Source organism: Nocardia sp. NBC_01388 (assembly GCF_045040085.1).
Classification (GTDB): Bacteria; Actinomycetota; Actinomycetes; order Mycobacteriales; family Mycobacteriaceae; genus Nocardia.
In genome coordinates, this window is sequence record NZ_CP109553.1 from 6,680,253 (window position 1) to 6,696,066 (window position 15,814).

Annotated in this window: 12 protein-coding genes; 4 read left to right on the top strand and 8 right to left on the bottom strand. The window is 67.0% G+C overall.

The features are described from left to right. Positions 1 to 254 precede the first annotated feature (254 nt). Together OG716_RS32065 and OG716_RS32070 are read left to right on the top strand one after the other, a co-directional pair. Positions 255 to 1,175, top strand: coding sequence for a LysR family transcriptional regulator (locus tag OG716_RS32065; RefSeq protein ID WP_297614043.1), 921 nt, complete (start codon positions 255 to 257; stop codon positions 1,173 to 1,175). Between the two features lie 15 nt (positions 1,176 to 1,190). Then, on the top strand, positions 1,191 to 2,099 hold the full coding sequence (locus OG716_RS32070) for a LysR family transcriptional regulator (protein WP_405134198.1): 909 nt from the start codon (positions 1,191 to 1,193) through the stop codon (positions 2,097 to 2,099). Between the two features lie 6 nt (positions 2,100 to 2,105). Here OG716_RS32070 and OG716_RS32075 read toward each other — a convergent pair whose 3' ends face one another. From OG716_RS32075 to OG716_RS32095, 5 genes are all read right to left on the bottom strand, one after another. Beyond that, positions 2,106 to 3,701, bottom strand: a complete 1,596-nt coding sequence (locus OG716_RS32075) for a phytoene desaturase family protein (protein ID WP_405134199.1) — start codon at positions 3,699 to 3,701, stop codon at positions 2,106 to 2,108. Positions 3,702 to 3,808: 107 nt separating this feature from the next. Then, positions 3,809 to 5,344 (bottom strand): FAD-binding protein, encoded by a 1,536-nt coding sequence (locus OG716_RS32080; protein ID WP_405134200.1) that lies wholly within the window; start codon positions 5,342 to 5,344, stop codon positions 3,809 to 3,811. A gap of 87 nt (positions 5,345 to 5,431) precedes the next feature. Further along, on the bottom strand, positions 5,432 to 6,334 hold the full coding sequence (locus OG716_RS32085) for an NADP-dependent oxidoreductase (protein WP_405134201.1): 903 nt from the start codon (positions 6,332 to 6,334) through the stop codon (positions 5,432 to 5,434). Between the two features lie 67 nt (positions 6,335 to 6,401). Continuing rightward, positions 6,402 to 7,040 carry a class I SAM-dependent methyltransferase gene (locus tag OG716_RS32090; RefSeq protein ID WP_405134202.1) on the bottom strand — a complete coding sequence of 213 codons (639 nt, stop codon included), beginning with the start codon at positions 7,038 to 7,040 and terminating at the stop codon, positions 6,402 to 6,404. A 22-nt stretch (positions 7,041 to 7,062) separates the two neighbouring features. Further along, on the bottom strand, positions 7,063 to 8,970 hold the full coding sequence (locus OG716_RS32095; protein WP_405134203.1) for a DUF6301 family protein: 1,908 nt from the start codon (positions 8,968 to 8,970) through the stop codon (positions 7,063 to 7,065). A 119-nt stretch (positions 8,971 to 9,089) separates the two neighbouring features. Here OG716_RS32095 and OG716_RS32100 point away from each other — a divergent pair, with 119 nt between their 5' ends. After that, positions 9,090 to 10,838 (top strand): penicillin-binding transpeptidase domain-containing protein, encoded by a 1,749-nt coding sequence (locus OG716_RS32100; protein WP_405134204.1) that lies wholly within the window; start codon positions 9,090 to 9,092, stop codon positions 10,836 to 10,838. A 276-nt stretch (positions 10,839 to 11,114) separates the two neighbouring features. Beyond that, positions 11,115 to 12,104, top strand: a complete 990-nt coding sequence (locus OG716_RS32105) for an alpha/beta hydrolase (protein ID WP_405134205.1) — start codon at positions 11,115 to 11,117, stop codon at positions 12,102 to 12,104. 6 nt (positions 12,105 to 12,110) lie between these two features. On the opposite strand, the gene OG716_RS32110 is transcribed toward OG716_RS32105, so the two are convergent. From OG716_RS32110 to dnaB, 3 genes are all read right to left on the bottom strand, one after another. After that, positions 12,111 to 12,728, bottom strand: coding sequence for an isochorismatase family protein (locus tag OG716_RS32110; protein WP_405134206.1), 618 nt, complete (start codon positions 12,726 to 12,728; stop codon positions 12,111 to 12,113). A gap of 121 nt (positions 12,729 to 12,849) precedes the next feature. After that, a complete protein-coding gene (locus tag OG716_RS32115; RefSeq protein ID WP_405134207.1) occupies positions 12,850 to 13,869 on the bottom strand; it encodes a GlxA family transcriptional regulator in 1,020 nt (339 codons plus the stop codon). A 100-nt stretch (positions 13,870 to 13,969) separates the two neighbouring features. Next, positions 13,970 to 15,364: a replicative DNA helicase gene (dnaB, locus tag OG716_RS32120; protein WP_405134208.1), complete on the bottom strand. Its 1,395-nt coding sequence runs from the start codon at positions 15,362 to 15,364 to the stop codon at positions 13,970 to 13,972. Positions 15,365 to 15,814: the final 450 nt, after the last annotated feature.

A 15,814-nucleotide genomic window follows, 5' to 3' on the forward strand; every position in this document is an offset into this window, starting at 1 on the left:
CGAATCAGCGTGCTGACAGACAGCAACTTCGTGGCAAATTCACCCTAGCGCGCACGCAACCAACCGGTCGGTGCTGCAATGGGATTTGCGCGAGTTCCGTCCGCGCCTCCGGATTCTCCCGACCGTGACGATCCCGACTTTCGGGTGAATCAGCCCTAACATCCGCACTTCACGGCACTCCTCGCAAAGGTCCCAACTGGGACTTCAGGGCCGCGAGCCCGCCCGGAGTGCGGTGGAGGGCAAAATAGAGACCGATGGATATCGACACGCGACTGCTGCGTTACTTCCTGGCGGTCGCGGAGACCGAGTCCCCTCCGCTGGCGGCGCAGCGCCTGCATGTCGCACAGCCCGCGCTGGCCACCCAGATCAAACAGCTGGAACAGCAGATGGGGGTGGAACTGTTCATCCGCTCCCGGGCCGGCTGGACGCTGACCGCCGCCGGAAAGGTGCTCGCCGCACAGGTGCCCGAACTGCTGGGCGCCTGGGATCGCATTCTGCGCGATACCAAGAGCGATGCCAGTCGCGCGGCCCGCGTGCTGCGGCTGGGCTGCGTGAACAGCGCGGCCGACGCGCACATTCCGGAGATCATCCAGGTCTTCCACCGGCTGCATCCGGACTGGCAGGTCGATATCCACCAGGGCGGCTGGACCGACCCCACCGCCGGACTGGACGAGGGTGATGTGGATGTCGCCCTGCTCCGACTACCCTTCCCGGGCCAGGACGGCTATCACGTGCGGGAGCTGTTCACCGAACCGCGCTGGATCGCACTGCCGGACAATCATCCGCTCGCCGAACGCGACGATATCGCCTTCCGGGAGCTGTGGGACGAGCCCTATGTCGCCTCGCCCGCGGAAACCGGCTGGTGGCGTGACTATTGGATGGGCCTGGACTCCCGTCCCGCGGACACCGCCATCATCGGCGCCATCGCCCGCAATACCGACGAATGGCTGCGGGCCATCGCCAGCGGATACGGCGTCAGTTTCACGCCCGCCTCCACCTCCCGCACCAATCCCTATCCGGGCGTGGTGTTCCGGCCGGTGCACGGCATCGCGCAGACCCGGGTGGCGGTGGTGTGGCCGGACGCCTCCGAGGCGGATCCCATTGTGCGGTACTTCATTAGGTGCTGCACCGACATCATGGGGCAGCAGGCGGGCGACGGCCGCCGTACCTCGTAGCCATAACCTTGAGGTATGGACATCGACACGCGGCTGCTGCGCTACTTCGTCGCCGTCGCGGAGGAAGGGCACGTCACCCGGGCTGCCCAGCGTTTGTATGTGTCCCAGCCCGCGGTGACCAAACAGATCAAACAGCTGGAGCAGCAGCTCGGCGTGCAACTGTTCGTCCGCACCCGCACCGGTATGACCCTCACCGAACCCGGCCGCGTTTTCGCCGAACACGCACCGGTGCTACTGGCGGGCTGGGAGCAGATGCTGCACGCCACCAAGAGCGGCGCCAGCCGGGCCGGCAAGCTGCTGCGGGTCGGCTTCATCGCCAGTGCCGCAAACGAATTCACGCCGGAGATCGTCGCCGCCTTCCGGCGCGCGCATCCGGGCTGGCGGGTCGATATGCGGCAGTTCGGCTGGACCGACCCCAGCGCCGGTCTCGCCGAGGGTGATGTCGACGCCGCACTGGTCCGGCTGCCCTTCCCCGGCCACGACAACTACCGCAGGCAGGAGCTCTTCACCGAACCCCGCTGGCTGGCGCTGCCCGCCGACCATCCCCTCGCCGGGTCCGAGGAGATCGAACTCCGGGAGCTGTGGGAGGAGCCTTTTGTCGCTTCTCCGCCGGAAAATGGCTGGTGGCGCGACTTCTGGATCGGCGCCGACGCCCGCCCCGCCGCCACCGCCGTCATCGGGGCGATAGCCCGCAATACCGATGAATGGCTCACCGCCATCGCCAACGGCTTCGGCATCAGCTTCACCCCGGCCTCCTCGGCCCGCTACTACCCGCGCCCCGGCATCGTCTACCGCCCGGTGCGTGGCATCGGTCCCAGCCGGGTGGCGGTGGCCTGGCCCGCCGCCTCCGAGGGCAATCCCATGGTCCGCGACTTCATCCGCTGCTGCGCCGAGGTGTGCGCCGCGAACCCCCAGGAGGGCTGAGCCGCTTCAGTTTCCGGTGGACTCGAGGACCGCCATGGCGGCATTGTGGCCGCCGATGCCGCTGACACCACCGCCTCGGATCGCGCCCGCGCCACACAGCAGGATATTCCGGTGTGCGGTGGCGACGCCCCAGCGGGCAGCGGGGGAATTGTCGGATTCCTCTGGGAGATAGGGGAATTCGAGATCGCGGTGGAAGATGTGGCCGCCGGGCAGGCCGATATCGCGCTCCAGATCGACCGGGGACTTCGCCTCCAGGCAGGGCCGGCCGTCGGCATCCAGGGCCAGACAGTCGCGAATGGGTTCGGCGAGAACCGAATCCAGTTGGGCGAGTGTGGCCTCGACGAGAGCGGCCTTGGTTCCGTCCGGATCGTCGGCGAAAAGCCTTGCGGGGGTGTGTAAACCGAAGAGTGTGAGGGTGTGCATACCCTGCGCGAGAAGCTCGGGGGAGAGGATCGAGGGATCGGTCAGGGTGTGGCAGTAGATCTCCGCGGGCGGGGCGGACGGCAACCGGCCGGATGCGGCCTCGCGATAGGCCTTTTCGAGCTCGGAGCCGGATTCGGCAATGTGGAAGGTGCCTGCGAAGGCGGCGGCGGGATCGACCCGGGTGTCCCGCAGGCGCGGTAGGCGGCGCAGCAGCATATTGATCTTGAGCTGGGAACCCTCCGGGCGTTCCGCGGTCTCGCCGAGCAGCCGCGCCAGTTCGTACGGCGCCGCATTCGCCAGTACCCGACCCGCCGCGACCGTACCGGTGTCGCCGGATGCCGTGGTGAAGTCCACCTGCGCTGTGCTGCCATCGGTTTCGATGCGCGTGACCGCGCAACCGGTCACGATCTCCGCCCCCGCCGCGCGGGCCGCGGCCGCGAGCGCATCCGTCAGCGCGCCCATACCGCCGATCGGCACATCCCAGTCGCCGGTGCCGCCGCCGATCACGTGATAGAGGAAGCAGCGGTTCTGCAGCAGCGACGGATCGTAGGCGTGGGTGAAGGTGCCGATCAGCGCATCGGTGAGGACTACGCCGCGCACGGTGTCGTCGGCGAAGGTCTTGTCGACCCATTCACCCAGGGGGCGTTCGAAGATCGCGTCCCAGAGCGCGGAATCGTCTACCGTGCGGCGCATTTCGTTCCGTGTCGGCAGCGGTGCCGTCAGAGTGGGAAAGACGCGCTGAGCAAGTCCGGCGGTCTGTGCGTAGAACCGTTGCCAGGCAAGGAAATCCGCCTCCGAGCCGGTGACCCGCGCGAAACTCTCCCGTGTCTCCGCCTCGGACCCGTTGTCCACCAGCAGCCCGCCCGCACCGACCGGGGTATAGGAGGAGATGCGCCGCCGCCGAGTCTCGAAGCGCAGCCCCAGGTCTCGTACGATCTGCTGCGGCAGCAGGCTCACCAGATACGAGTATCGGGACAGCCGCGCATCCACCCCGGCAAAAACCCGCGCGGACACCGCCGCACCACCGGTGTGATCCTCCCGCTCGACCACCAGCACCGAACGCCCGGCCCGCGCCAGATAGGCGGCGGCCACCAAACCATTGTGGCCACCGCCCACCACAACCACGTCGTACCGCGCCCGCCCGGGCCCGCGCGCTGCTGCTCCGTCGCCCGCACTCATGGCTCGACTCTAGCCAGTTCCGCATCCAGAACACGGCAGCCCGGCCCACCGCTCCCGGCCCGGCAGCCCCGCCGGGCCCGGCATGCTTCCGGCCCGGATCCATGGATCTAGCGGCTTGCCATATCCAGTGCGGCCAGATGGCTGAACAGCACCGATGCCCCGATCGGGTTGCCGCCGCCCGGATACGTGGTGCCACTCGGCGCGGCCATGGTGTTGCCCGCCGCGTACAGCCCCGGGATGGTTTCACCGGCCTCGTTCAGGACGCGTCCCACCGTGTCGGTGCGCAACCCGCCCTTGGTGCCCAGATCGGAAATGCCGAAGGCGGCCGCGTGGAACGGTCCCTTCACAATGGGCGCGAGGGGGGACTCGCCATTGGAGAAGGCGCGGTCGTAGGCCTCGTCGCCGCGCCCGAAGTCGGCGTCAACACCGGCTGCGGCCTGCTCGTTGAAGCGGGCCACGCTCGCGCTCAGCGCATCCGCCGGCACGCCGATCTTCCCGGCAAGTTCCTCCAGCGTATCGGCGGTGTGCCAGAGCCCCGCCTCGACGTACTTCTCGGTCTCCACCATCGGCACATTGCTGGCCTTGATCGGCGGGACCGCACCCTCGGTGTCGTCGTAGATCATCCAGAACGGCAGGGATACCGAGCCGTCGTTCATCCGGTCGATGATGTCGCGGCCCAGCCGGTCGTACGGCGCGGACTCGTTGACGAACCGCACCCCGGCCTGATTCACGAAAATGCCGCCGGTGAACCACAGCGCGAAGGCCGCGCGCCCGTCCGGATGGATCAGCCCCGGCGACCACCACGCCTGATCCATGAGATCGGTATCGGCCCCGACGGCCATGCCCGCCTCGTGCGCCTTACCGACATTTCCCCACGGCCCCATGGTGTCCCGGGCCACGCCGGGCACCCCGTAGCGCCGGCGCAATTCGTCATTGCCCTCGAAACCGCCCGCCGCCAACAGCACTCCCTTACGGGTGCGGATGGCGATCCGATTGCCCTCGCGCTCGACGATCGCGCCGACCACCGCACCGCCCTCGACCACCAGCTCCACCAGTGCGGTGTGCAGCTGCAGTGAAACGTTGGGGTACTTGGCCATTGCCAGCAGGAATCGCCCGACCAGGGCCCGGCCGCCGATGAGATAGTCCGGCTGCGGATCACCGTGCCGGTCGGTGGCGAGCGGTCCGCGGATCGATTCGCTCAGCTCACCCAGTTCGCTCGCGCGCAGCGGCGTGGGAATGATGTGCCGCTTACCGTCCAGCCGCGCCTTGGGCGCCTTACCGAAATAGTCCGGCCACGGGAACATCTGGAACGAGATGCTCTCATCGCTCTCGAAATATTCGATCGCCCCCGAACCGCCGCGCACATACGCCTCCTGCAGCGCGGCCGGAGTCCGATCGCCGACCACCGCGCGGTAGTAGGTGAGCGCATCCTCGAGGGTGTCGTCGACACCGGCCCGCCGCAGCACCGGATTGCAGGGGAACCACATTCCGCCGCCACCCGAATACGACGTGGTACCACCGAATTTGTCGGTCGCCTCCACCAGCGTCACCGTCAAACCCTCGCGCGCGGCCGTATAGGCCCCGGCCACACCGCCGCCGGAACCGGCGACCAGCACATCGACTTCTTCGTCCCAGTACTCCACCACTTACTCCCTGCTATCGCCTCTGCTCGACGGTAAGCGCAGCGACGGGGCGATGCACCAGATGTCCCGATGGCCAGGAATCCGCGGTCAGACGGCAGCCCAGGGCACCAGCACGATCTTGCCGCGCACCCGCCCGGAGGCGCTGAGCTCGTGTGCCGCGGCCACCTCGGCCAGCGGCATGACGCGCTCGACCGTGCTGCGCAGCTGCCCGCGGTCGACCAGCGCCGCCACCGCGCGCAGATCGGCGCCGGACGGCCGGAAGTAGAGGCGGTGATAGCGAGGGTCGTCCAGCGGCACCTCGCCCTGGGCGTCGATCAGGCGGCCGGTGGGGTGCAGCACGGTCAGTGAGCGTTCGGTGTAATCACCGCCGACCAGGTCGATCACCCGGTCGACGGCGGCGATGGTGGTGAAATCGGTTGTCGTGTAATCGATTACCTCGTCCGCGCCGAGCTCGAGCAGGTATTCGTGATTGGCCGCGCGGGCGGTGCCGATCACGTGCGCACCCCGCGCCTTGGCGATCTGCACGGCCAGATGACCCACGCCGCCCGCTGCCGCATGCACCAGAACACGTTGTCCCGCTTGGACTTCGGTGAGTCCCTGCCAGGCGGTGAGTACCGCGGTCGGCAGGGCGGCGGCGTGCACATGGTCGAGCGTCGCGGGTTTGGGCGCCAGGAAATCCGCCGGGGTGACCACATATTCGGCGTAGGCCCCATTGCGGCTCAGCACCGCGCCGTACACCTCGTCGCCGGGCGCGAACTCGGTGACGTCCGCGCCGACCTCTTCGACCACACCGGATACGTCGAGTCCCAGGGTGAACGGCGGTGCGCCCAGTTTGGTGACAATGCCCGCGCGCAGCTTCCAGTCGGCCGCGTTCACCGAGGTGGCGGCCACCCGGACCAGCACCTGGCCGGGGGCCGGGCTCGGCTTCTCGACCTCCACCGTCTCCAGCACTTCCGGACCGCCGAGGACTCGCTGACTGATCGCCTTCATACCCATGGGTCTTCGCAAGCCGGGGCAGCGGGTTTCTATTCCGGACGCGGTGCCGATCGGTGGCCGATCAATTCCGGACGGCGAGCACGTAGCCCTGCGGGCCGCGATCATCCGGCCGCGGTGCGCGCAGCATGCGAGCCGTCACCCGGAACCCGGTCTCCTCCAGTGTCTCCGCCAAAGTATCGGGGGCCCAGCGGTATCCGGGGGCGACCTTGTGATCGAAGGCCTCCACACCCTGCGCTTGCTCGGGGGCCTGGAAGGCGAACAGGACATGGCCCTCCGGGCGCAGGACGCGCGCGAACTCGGTCAGCACGGTGGGCACCCGCTCCGGCGGAGTGTGAATGATGGAGTACCAGGCGACGATTCCGCTCAACGCCGCATCGTCTAGGCTCATCTGCTCCATGGAGCCCTCCTCGAAGCGGATATCGGGATGGGCGGCCTGGGCTTGGCGGATCATTTCGGGGGACAGATCGATTCCGAAGACATTGAGGCCCGCGGCCTTCAGATAGGCGGACACCCGGCCGGGTCCGCACCCGACCTCCGCGACCATACCGGGCTCGGTTTCGGCCACCAACGCGGCGAAAATGTCGAGCATTGCTCGATCGAACGGATTCGAATCCAGTTGGCGCTCGACCAGATTGGTGTAAAGCTCGGCGACGGCGTCGTATCCGGCCCGGGTGACAAGGACATCATCGATCTCGGTCATCTCTCGACTCTAGGGGTGCCGGTCAGAAGCCGGTCGAGCCCGTCGACGGAGTGCGCAGTTCATGCTCTTCGCCCTGGGCGTGCACCCGCAACACGGTGTACGGGCCCATGCGGGTGCGCAGCGGCCACAGCGCGAACTCCACGAAACGGCGGAAGTCCCGGAAGAGCGCGGGACGGTAGAGGCCGTGCCGCCAGACCGGGCGGCCGGTCGCGGGACGCTGCCAGCCGTTCGTGCGCATGAGCTCGGTGGTGCGCGGGTGCAGGCCCAGGCCCGCCTCCGCATCCAGGGTGACCCGCAGGCCGTCCGCATCACGAAGGAAGGTGGTGCAGCCGCGATCACCGGCATCGATGGTCACTTCTGCCTGCTCCGGCAGATCGGCGGCTATGGCCGACAGATCGTCGAAGAACTGCCGCCACTCGCGCTCGGCGGCCCGGCGCGCGGTCTGCTGCTGTTCGAGGATCAACTGTCGTTCGCGCTCAGCGGGATTCACCAGATACAGCTCGACGGTATCGCCCACCGCCGCCACCCCGAGCACCAGTCGACGGGTCGACCAGACCGGGCCGTGCGTATGCCACAGCGTGCCGTGCACCGGTGCACCCAATTCGGTGCGCAGGCCGTCGACGGCCCGGGCGACGGCCGCGGTCAATTGGTCGCGCACCTCGGCGGGCGGGCCCTCCTCGTACAGCTGCGATTCGATGCTGTCGCTGAGGGTGATGCAGATCGACTCCAAACGGTCACCGTCACAGCAGAATCGGGCGCGGGCGCCATCGATGCGCAGTTCGGTCCGGACCCACACGACGCGATCCGCCGGGCGGGGTTCGCCCTCGAGCGTCCAGCCGAAGCGTTCGGCGACACCGTCGATATCCGCGCGGGTCCAGGTCCAGACGAATTCCCTTGCGGCACGGACGATATCGATTCCACTCGGGATATCCACACGCAGTGGGCCGATATCGAAGCCGTAGGGGGCATTGCTGCGCAGGAATTCGGCGCGCTGCGATCGGGAGGTCGGGTGCGGTGGAATGCCCAGTGCCGCGAGGGGCAGATCCTCGCCGCCCTCCACCCAGGCGTCGACCACCAGATCCGTGACCGCCTGCACGTCCAGGGTGCGCAGCGCTTCGACGGTGCCGGCGGCGAAATGACTTATCGCGGTGCGACCGGCGTTTCGGGGAAGCTTGCGCCACCAGTTCGAATCCTCGGTGGGCGACCAGCCCTGTGCCGTAAGCAATTTCCCGATATCGTCGCCGTATCGCCAAGTGGGGTCGATGAATTCGCTGCGGCTCAACTCGCTGGTCAGTTCACGCTCCTCGATCGCGAACTGCACGTACCGGCCGCCGGGTCCGGTGACAACCACCCGGGCATCGGCCGGCAGCGTCTCCAGATAGCCGGCCAGATCCTCCGCGAACCGTCCCCACCCGCCCATTGCGGTTCGCCGCCGGGCGCCGTCGTGCCGCCGGTCCATCCAGAACCGCTGATCCACCGGGTTCACCAGCATGAGATCCACGGTGTCGGGGCCGAGGGCCAGGCCCACCACCAGATTCGGCAGGATCCAGGCCGGTCCCTCCTCCGGTCCCGCGCCGTGCTCGGGTTCGCCGAGTTCCTTCGTGATGGCATCGCGCACCCGGATCATGGCCTCGGCGAGCAGTTCCGGGCTGGTGAGGCCGTCCGGCGCCGGGCAATCCGAGACCGGCACCCGCACATACTGCAGCCGTCGCCCGCTGCCCCAGAACATGGCGGAGTCCCACCACACCCGCAACCCGGTGCGCGAGAAGACCGCGCCGCGCCGCATGGTTCCCACCGGTTCCGGTGTCTGCCAGCCCACCCGGCGCGCGAAACTGCGGACGTCCGTCGGATCCCAACTCCACCCGAACCCCACCGCGACCTTGACGATCCCGACCGCGCCCGCACTGTCCACCCGAACCTCGAAACCCACCCCGCGACCCTAGCTCTGCCCGTCGCGGCGGGGTACACGTTCACACGCCCAGTTCCGTGCCCGGGCCTGCCGCGGCGGGTAGCGTCGGGACGATGCGGACGGGAACGAGACTCCTCGGAATGGTTATCGCATCGGGACTGGCCCTGACGGCCTGCTCCAGCGGCGACTCGACGGCCGATCGAATGAAGCAGGCGGCGAACGGTTTCGCCGATGCGCTCACCCGCGATGACGTCGCCGCCGCGGCCGGCTCGACCACCGATGCGAAGCAGGCCACCGACAGTCTCGGCGGGCTCTACGACGCACTCGGCAAGCAGGTGAAATACCAGGTCAACAATGTTCAGAAGACCGACGCCGGTGGCACCTTCACCCTCGCCGCCGATTGGAAACTGGGCAAGGACGGCCACAACGAGTGGACGTACTCCACCACCGGCACGCTCGATGACACCGGTGACGGGTGGAAGGTGCACTGGAATCCGGCCACCGTCGCGCCCGGGCTCGATATCGGGCCGCTGTCCTACGGGCCCGTCGACCCGGCGCCGGCGGCCCGGGTGCTCGACAGCACCGGCGGCGAATTCATGAGCCAGCAGATCGTCACGCTGGTGAATCTCGCGCCCGGCGCGGATACCGCGGCCGTGGCCGGACTGCTGCATGCGGCGGCGCCCGATGTCACCGCCGCCTCGCTGACCTCGGAACTGGCTGGCGCGCAGGGTAAACCGATCACCGCAGTGACCTTGCGACCGGCGGATATCGCGCCCATTCAGGATGCGCTCGCCGCGCTGCCGAATGTCACGCTGGCGCCGCAGACACGCCTGCTCACCACCGATAAATCCCTCTCCTCGCCGGTGTGGTCCGGGCTCTCCGACCTCTGGCAGCAGGATGCCGACGCCGCGGCCGGCTGGGCTGTTCGCGCCCGTGGCACCGACGGCAGCACCCGGCGCGTCGGCGGCCAGGATGCCAAGGCCGTCACCGATATTCACACCACGCTGGACCCGGCGCTGCAGCATGCCGCCGAGGCGGCGCTGGTGCCGATCCCGCAGGCCGCGGCGATCGTCGCGCTGCAGCCGTCCACCGGAAACGTGCTGGCCATCGCACAGAACGGCCCGGCCGACGATCAGGGGCCGCTCGCTCTCACCGGGCTCTACCCGCCCGGGTCGACCTTCAAGACGGTCACTGTTTCCGCGGCCCTGCAATCGGGTGCGGTCACCCCGGATACCGTGCTCGCCTGCCCCGGCACCGAGAATATCGAGGGCCGGCAGATCCCCAATGACAACAACTTCGACCTCGGACAGGTCCCGCTGCACACCGCCTTCGCCAAATCCTGCAACACCACCATGGGGCGGCTGGCGGTGAATCTCGCTCCCGATGCGCTCACCACCGCGGCCATGCAGCTCGGCCTGGGCGTCGACTACACGACACCCGCCCTGACCACGGTGACCGGCAAGGTTCCCGATGCCGATACCGCCGCGCTCCGCGTCGAGGAGGGCATCGGCCAGGGGCAGGTCACCGCGAGTCCCTTCGGTATGGCCATGGTCGCCGCCGCACTGGCCCACGGGTCGCCGCCGAATCCCGCACTGGTGCAGGGGCGTCCCGGGGTCCCCGGCAAGGTGCCGCCCGCCCTGCCGCCGACCATCGCGGATCAGGTGAAAACCATGATGCGAGAGACGATTACCGGCGGCACCGCGACGCAGCTGGCCGACATTCCGGGCCTGCTCGGCAAGACCGGCACCGCGGAATTCATCGATGACAAACATGCGCACGGCTGGTTCGTCGGGATCTCCGGCGATCTCGCCTTCGCGGTATTCATCAATGACGCAGGTAGTTCCACGCCTGCGGTCGATGCCGCGGGTCGCATGCTGCGCGCACATTGAGCGTCGGCGGCAATCGGCGAGACGTGTGCCGCATCACATAACTTTGGCTATTTTCTAGCAACGAATTCTCGTTCGTGAGCGATAGGTACTTCGAGCGGGCGTGAGGACAGCAACTGCCGCTGTCCCCACGCCCGCTCGTACCGGTTCGGGGACCGGTTCCGGACAGTCCTGCGGTGCTGTGACCGCTCGAACGAGAGGAACCGATCGTTGAGATCGCTTCGTGGTAGATCGAATTCGTCCGAGTCCACTGGGAGCTGGCTCCGGCGGACGGTGCTGATGGTGGCATTGGCGCTGGTCGTGCCCCTGGGGATGGTCGCCCTCGGCGGCGCGAAGGCCTCGGCGGCATTCAATCCGGCCGCCTTCGACTTCTGGGTCGACTCACCCACCATGGGGCCCATCAAGACTCGCGTGCTGCGTGCCGCGGACGGCAATACCAACCGTGTGGTCTACGCACTCGACGGTATGCGCGCCGGTGAAGGCCTCAACGGCTGGGAGATCGAGACGAATGTCGCCGAAACCCTGGCGAGCTGGAATATCAATGTGGTCATGCCGGTAGGCGGCCAGTCCAGCTTCTACACCGACTGGAACGCACCCAGCGAATTCTTCGGCATCCCAGCGGGAACCGGATCGGCGAACACCGGATCCGGTGCCACCGACGCACTCTCGGGCGGTCCCGGTAAGAGCTACCGCTACACCTGGGAAACCTTCTTGACCCAGGACCTGCGCTCGGCCCTGCGAGATCGGCTGGGCTTCAATCCCACTCGCAACGGCGTCTTCGGCCTGTCGATGGGTGGCAGTGCGGCCCTCGCGCTCGCCGCCTACCACCCCGACCAGTTCAGCTTCGCCGGCTCGTACTCGGGCTACCTCAATATCTCCGCTCCCGGTATGCGCGAAGCCATCCGGCTGGCCATGATCGACGCCGGCGGCTACAACGTCGACTCCATGGCTCCGCCGTGGGGGCCGCAGTGGCTGCGCATGGATCCCTTCGTCTTCGCCCCGCGATTGGTCGCCAACAACACCCGCGTTTACGTGGCCGCGGCCAGCGGCCGCCCCACCGCCAACGACGGCCCGAATATGGGCACCGTGAACGGTATGGCCCTGGAGGCCCTGGCGCTGGCCAATACCCGCGCCTTCCAGGTCCGCATGGCCACCCTCGGCGCCGGCAATGTCACCTACTCGTTCCCCGAATACGGGATCCACGCGTGGAACAACTGGCAGGACGAGGCGTATCGGATGATTCCCGATCTCTCCGCCAGTATCGGCTGACCGCAGTCAGTTCGGAATGGCGTCGACGGTCGGGACCACCGTGCCGAACAGGTCGGTGATCGTCGTCAGACTCGCGGCCTGCAGGGCGGCGGCAGGCAGAACGCTGCCGCCCGGCGCGGTGAGCGCACGCGTCGCCGTGGTCTCGGCGACGACGGTCGGCCGGTAACCGAGGTTGAACGCGCCCTGGGCGGTGAACGTGACGCACATATGGGTCATGAAACCGGCCAGCAGCAGATCGCCGTCCGGGGCAATGCCCAAGTCCTGCAGCACTTTCTGCAGCTCGGTCGCGTGGAACGAGTCGGGGAACTCCTTGATCACCACGGGTTCACCGGGCAGCGGGGCGACCTCGTCGCTGATGGCCCCGATCTGCGCGCGAATATCGTACGGGGTGTCCACACCGCCGTCGTTGAGGATGTGGATAACCGGAATGCCCGCTGCCCGAGCGCGTTCCAGTAGTCGAGCGCCTGCTGCGAGCGCCTCCTCGGCGCCCTCCAGCGCCATCACGCCGGTTCGATAGGTGTTCTGGTAATCGATCAGAATCAATGCCGATTCGCTCAATCGCGGTGGCTGATTGTCCAGGCCGATCACGTCGCGCAGGGTTGCCGACGGGTTGGTGGTGCTCATCAGGGGTCCTCTCATAGGGAAAATTTGGGTCGAGCAAAGCCACATCGCGCGCGCATATTTGTGCGGGATGTCCGGTGGGACAGCAAATTTCAGGGCGGGATGCCCGGCGGGACAGGAATCTTCAGGCGGGCTGAGTTCGGAAGCGCCGCCGATAAGCGGCCGGGGTGGTGGCAAGTTGCCGCTGGAAGGCGCGGTGCAGCGTCTCGGCAGCGCCGAAACCCGAAACCACCGCAACCTGGTCCAGCCGAAGGTCGGTACTTTCCAGAAGCCGGCGCGCAGCCTCCACCCGCGCCGCTTCCACATAGTTGGTGGACGAGGTGCCGGTCTCCTGCTTGAACACCCGGGCAAAGTGCCGCTCGCTCAGGCACATTCGAGCGGCCAGCACAGGCGCCGACAAGTCTTCGTCGAGGTGCTCGGCAATCCACAGCCGCAGTTCATCGATATCCCGCCGACTGGAAGCAGGCCGGCTCATCGGCACCGAGAACTGACTCTGCCCACCCTGCCGCTTGAGGTACATGACCAGCTGCCTGGCCACCCCCAACGCCAACTCCTCACCGTGATCCTCCGCGACCAGCGCCAGCGCCAAATCCAAACAGGCGCTGATCCCCGCCCCGGTCCACAACCGCCCCTGATCGGCTCGCACAAAAATCGGATCCGGATCAACAGTCACAGCAGGATGCTCGACAGCCAACTGGGCGGCCGTCGACCAATGCGTAGTCGCCGTCTTCCCGTCCAACAGCCCCGCCGCCGCCAGCACATGCGCACCGACACACACCGAAGCCACCCGCCGAGCATGCGGCGCAGTACCCCGCACCCACTCCACTACGTCGGCATCAATGCGGGCAATGGGCCCGTCTTCAGTCAGATCAACCGCCCCCGGCACCAACATCGTGTCCACCCGCCCACCGACCTCACCAAAGGCGACATCAGTCAGCAGCCGCACCCCAGCCGAAGTCCGAACAGCCCTCGCCACCGGCCCAGCCAACCGAACCTCATACAGCTCCCGCCCCCCACTCTCACTGTTCGCCAGCGCGAACACCTCAGCAGGGCCGGTGACATCGAGCAGATCGACATCAGGAAAGACCGCGATAACAACACGATGCGGAGTGGGCATGCCCCCATCCTCTCCAAGGCACCACATGTCCGCAATGACGATTCCCTGTCATATTCGGACACGGCGGTCCGGCGTCACCCGATGAGGTAACTCAGGAGTCCGGGGCACGCATGACTGGCGCGTGCAATCAGCCGCGAGCCATATCGACGAACCGGCTCAGGTGCAGCTGATGTGCCACGGTAATAGTGGCAGTAGGACCATTTCGATGTTTACCGACAATGAGGTCGGCTTCGCCGCCGCGGGGGTCATCTCTTTCGAATGCATCGGGGCGATGCAAGAGGATGACCATGTCCGCATCCTGTTCGAGCGAGCCCGATTCGCGAAGATCGGAAACCATCGGCCGCTTATCGGTTCGCTGTTCTGGACCACGGTTCAACTGACTGATGGCAATAACCGGAACTTCCAATTCCTTCGCCATCAGTTTAAGGCTTCGGGAGAATTCCGAGACTTCTTGCTGGCGGGATTCGACCTTCTTGCCCGAGCTCATGAGCTGCAGGTAGTCGACCACGATGAGTCGGATGTCATTGCGCTGTTTGAGGCGTCGGGCCTTGGCGCGGATCTCCATCATGGTGAGGTTCGGTGAATCATCCACGAAGAGCGGGGCCTCACTGATTTCGCTCATGCGCCGGGCCAGCCGTGTCCAGTCGTCGTCGCTCATGCGACCCGAACGCATGTCGGCGAGTTTGATTTTCGCCTCGGCCGATAGTAGGCGCATGACGATTTCCGTGCGGCTCATTTCCAGGGAGAAGATAACGCTCGCCAAGCCATTCTTGATCGAGCAACTCCGCATGAAATCCATTCCCAGGGTCGATTTGCCCACACCGGGTCGAGCCGCGACGATGATCATCTGGCCGGGGTGCAGGCCGTTCGTCAACTCGTCGAGTTCGGTGAAGCCGGTGGGGACGCCGAGGGAGATGCCGCCGCGGCTGGCGATGGAGTCGATTTCATCCATCGTGGGCTGGAGGAGTTCTTCCAGGGGGAGGAAGTCTTCGCTGGAGCGGCGTTCGGTGACCTCGTAGAGTTCGGCTTGGGCGCGGTCTACTACTTCGGCCACGTCCTGGCCGTCGGCGCCGGCGTAGCCGTACTGGACGATGCGGGTGCCGGCTTCGACCAGGCGGCGCAGGATCGCCTTCTCCGCAACGATTTCGGCGTAGTAGCCGGCATTGGCCGCGGTGGGGACCGTTTGGGTCAGGGTGACGAGGTAGGGGGGTCCGCCGATGCGCTTGAGTTCGCCGCGGCGGTCGAGGGTGGCGGAGACGGTCACCGGGTCGGCGGGTTCGCCGCGACCGTAGAGGTCCAGGACGGCGTCATAGATGGCCTGGTGCGCGGGGCGGTAGAAATCGCCGGGGCGGATCACCTCGATGACATCGGCGATGGCGTCCTTGGACAGCAGCATGCCGCCCAGCACCGACTGCTCCGCGGCCATATCGTGCGGAGGCTGGCGGCCGAAATCCTCACCGGGCGCTTCGCGGTACTCCGAAGGTCCGTGCTCATCGTGGCCGCGATCGTCGACGACTGCCATGTCGACCGTCCTCTCTCGTCCGGCCCGGATTCGACATCCCTCACCGTTCTACGCCTGTGCACCGACACTTTCGGGCAGCGACGCGTCGCTACCGGCGGATATCGGCAAACCGGTGGTGCCGGGTGGTGGATGTCGGGAATCGTGCCGTCCCCGGGGCTGTGGTCACGACAATGATGCGAACCTAGGCGACCGGACAGGCACCCGCCAAACCGAGCTGTGGATACACCTGTGGACAAAGTGGGTGTTGTTCACCAACCGTTGTGCACCCCCTGTGCATAACGTGGGGACAACAATCGGCCGGGTTCACCAACACCCAGGTAGTGGGCCATTTCTCAGTGAACGTAACTGTGGATCAAATTGGTCCGGCGTGTCGCTGGACGTCCACCTTCGGGCGTGTTGGGTGAACGGCATTCGTCAGGCATGTGACCTGCTACACAATGCGAATGGTTG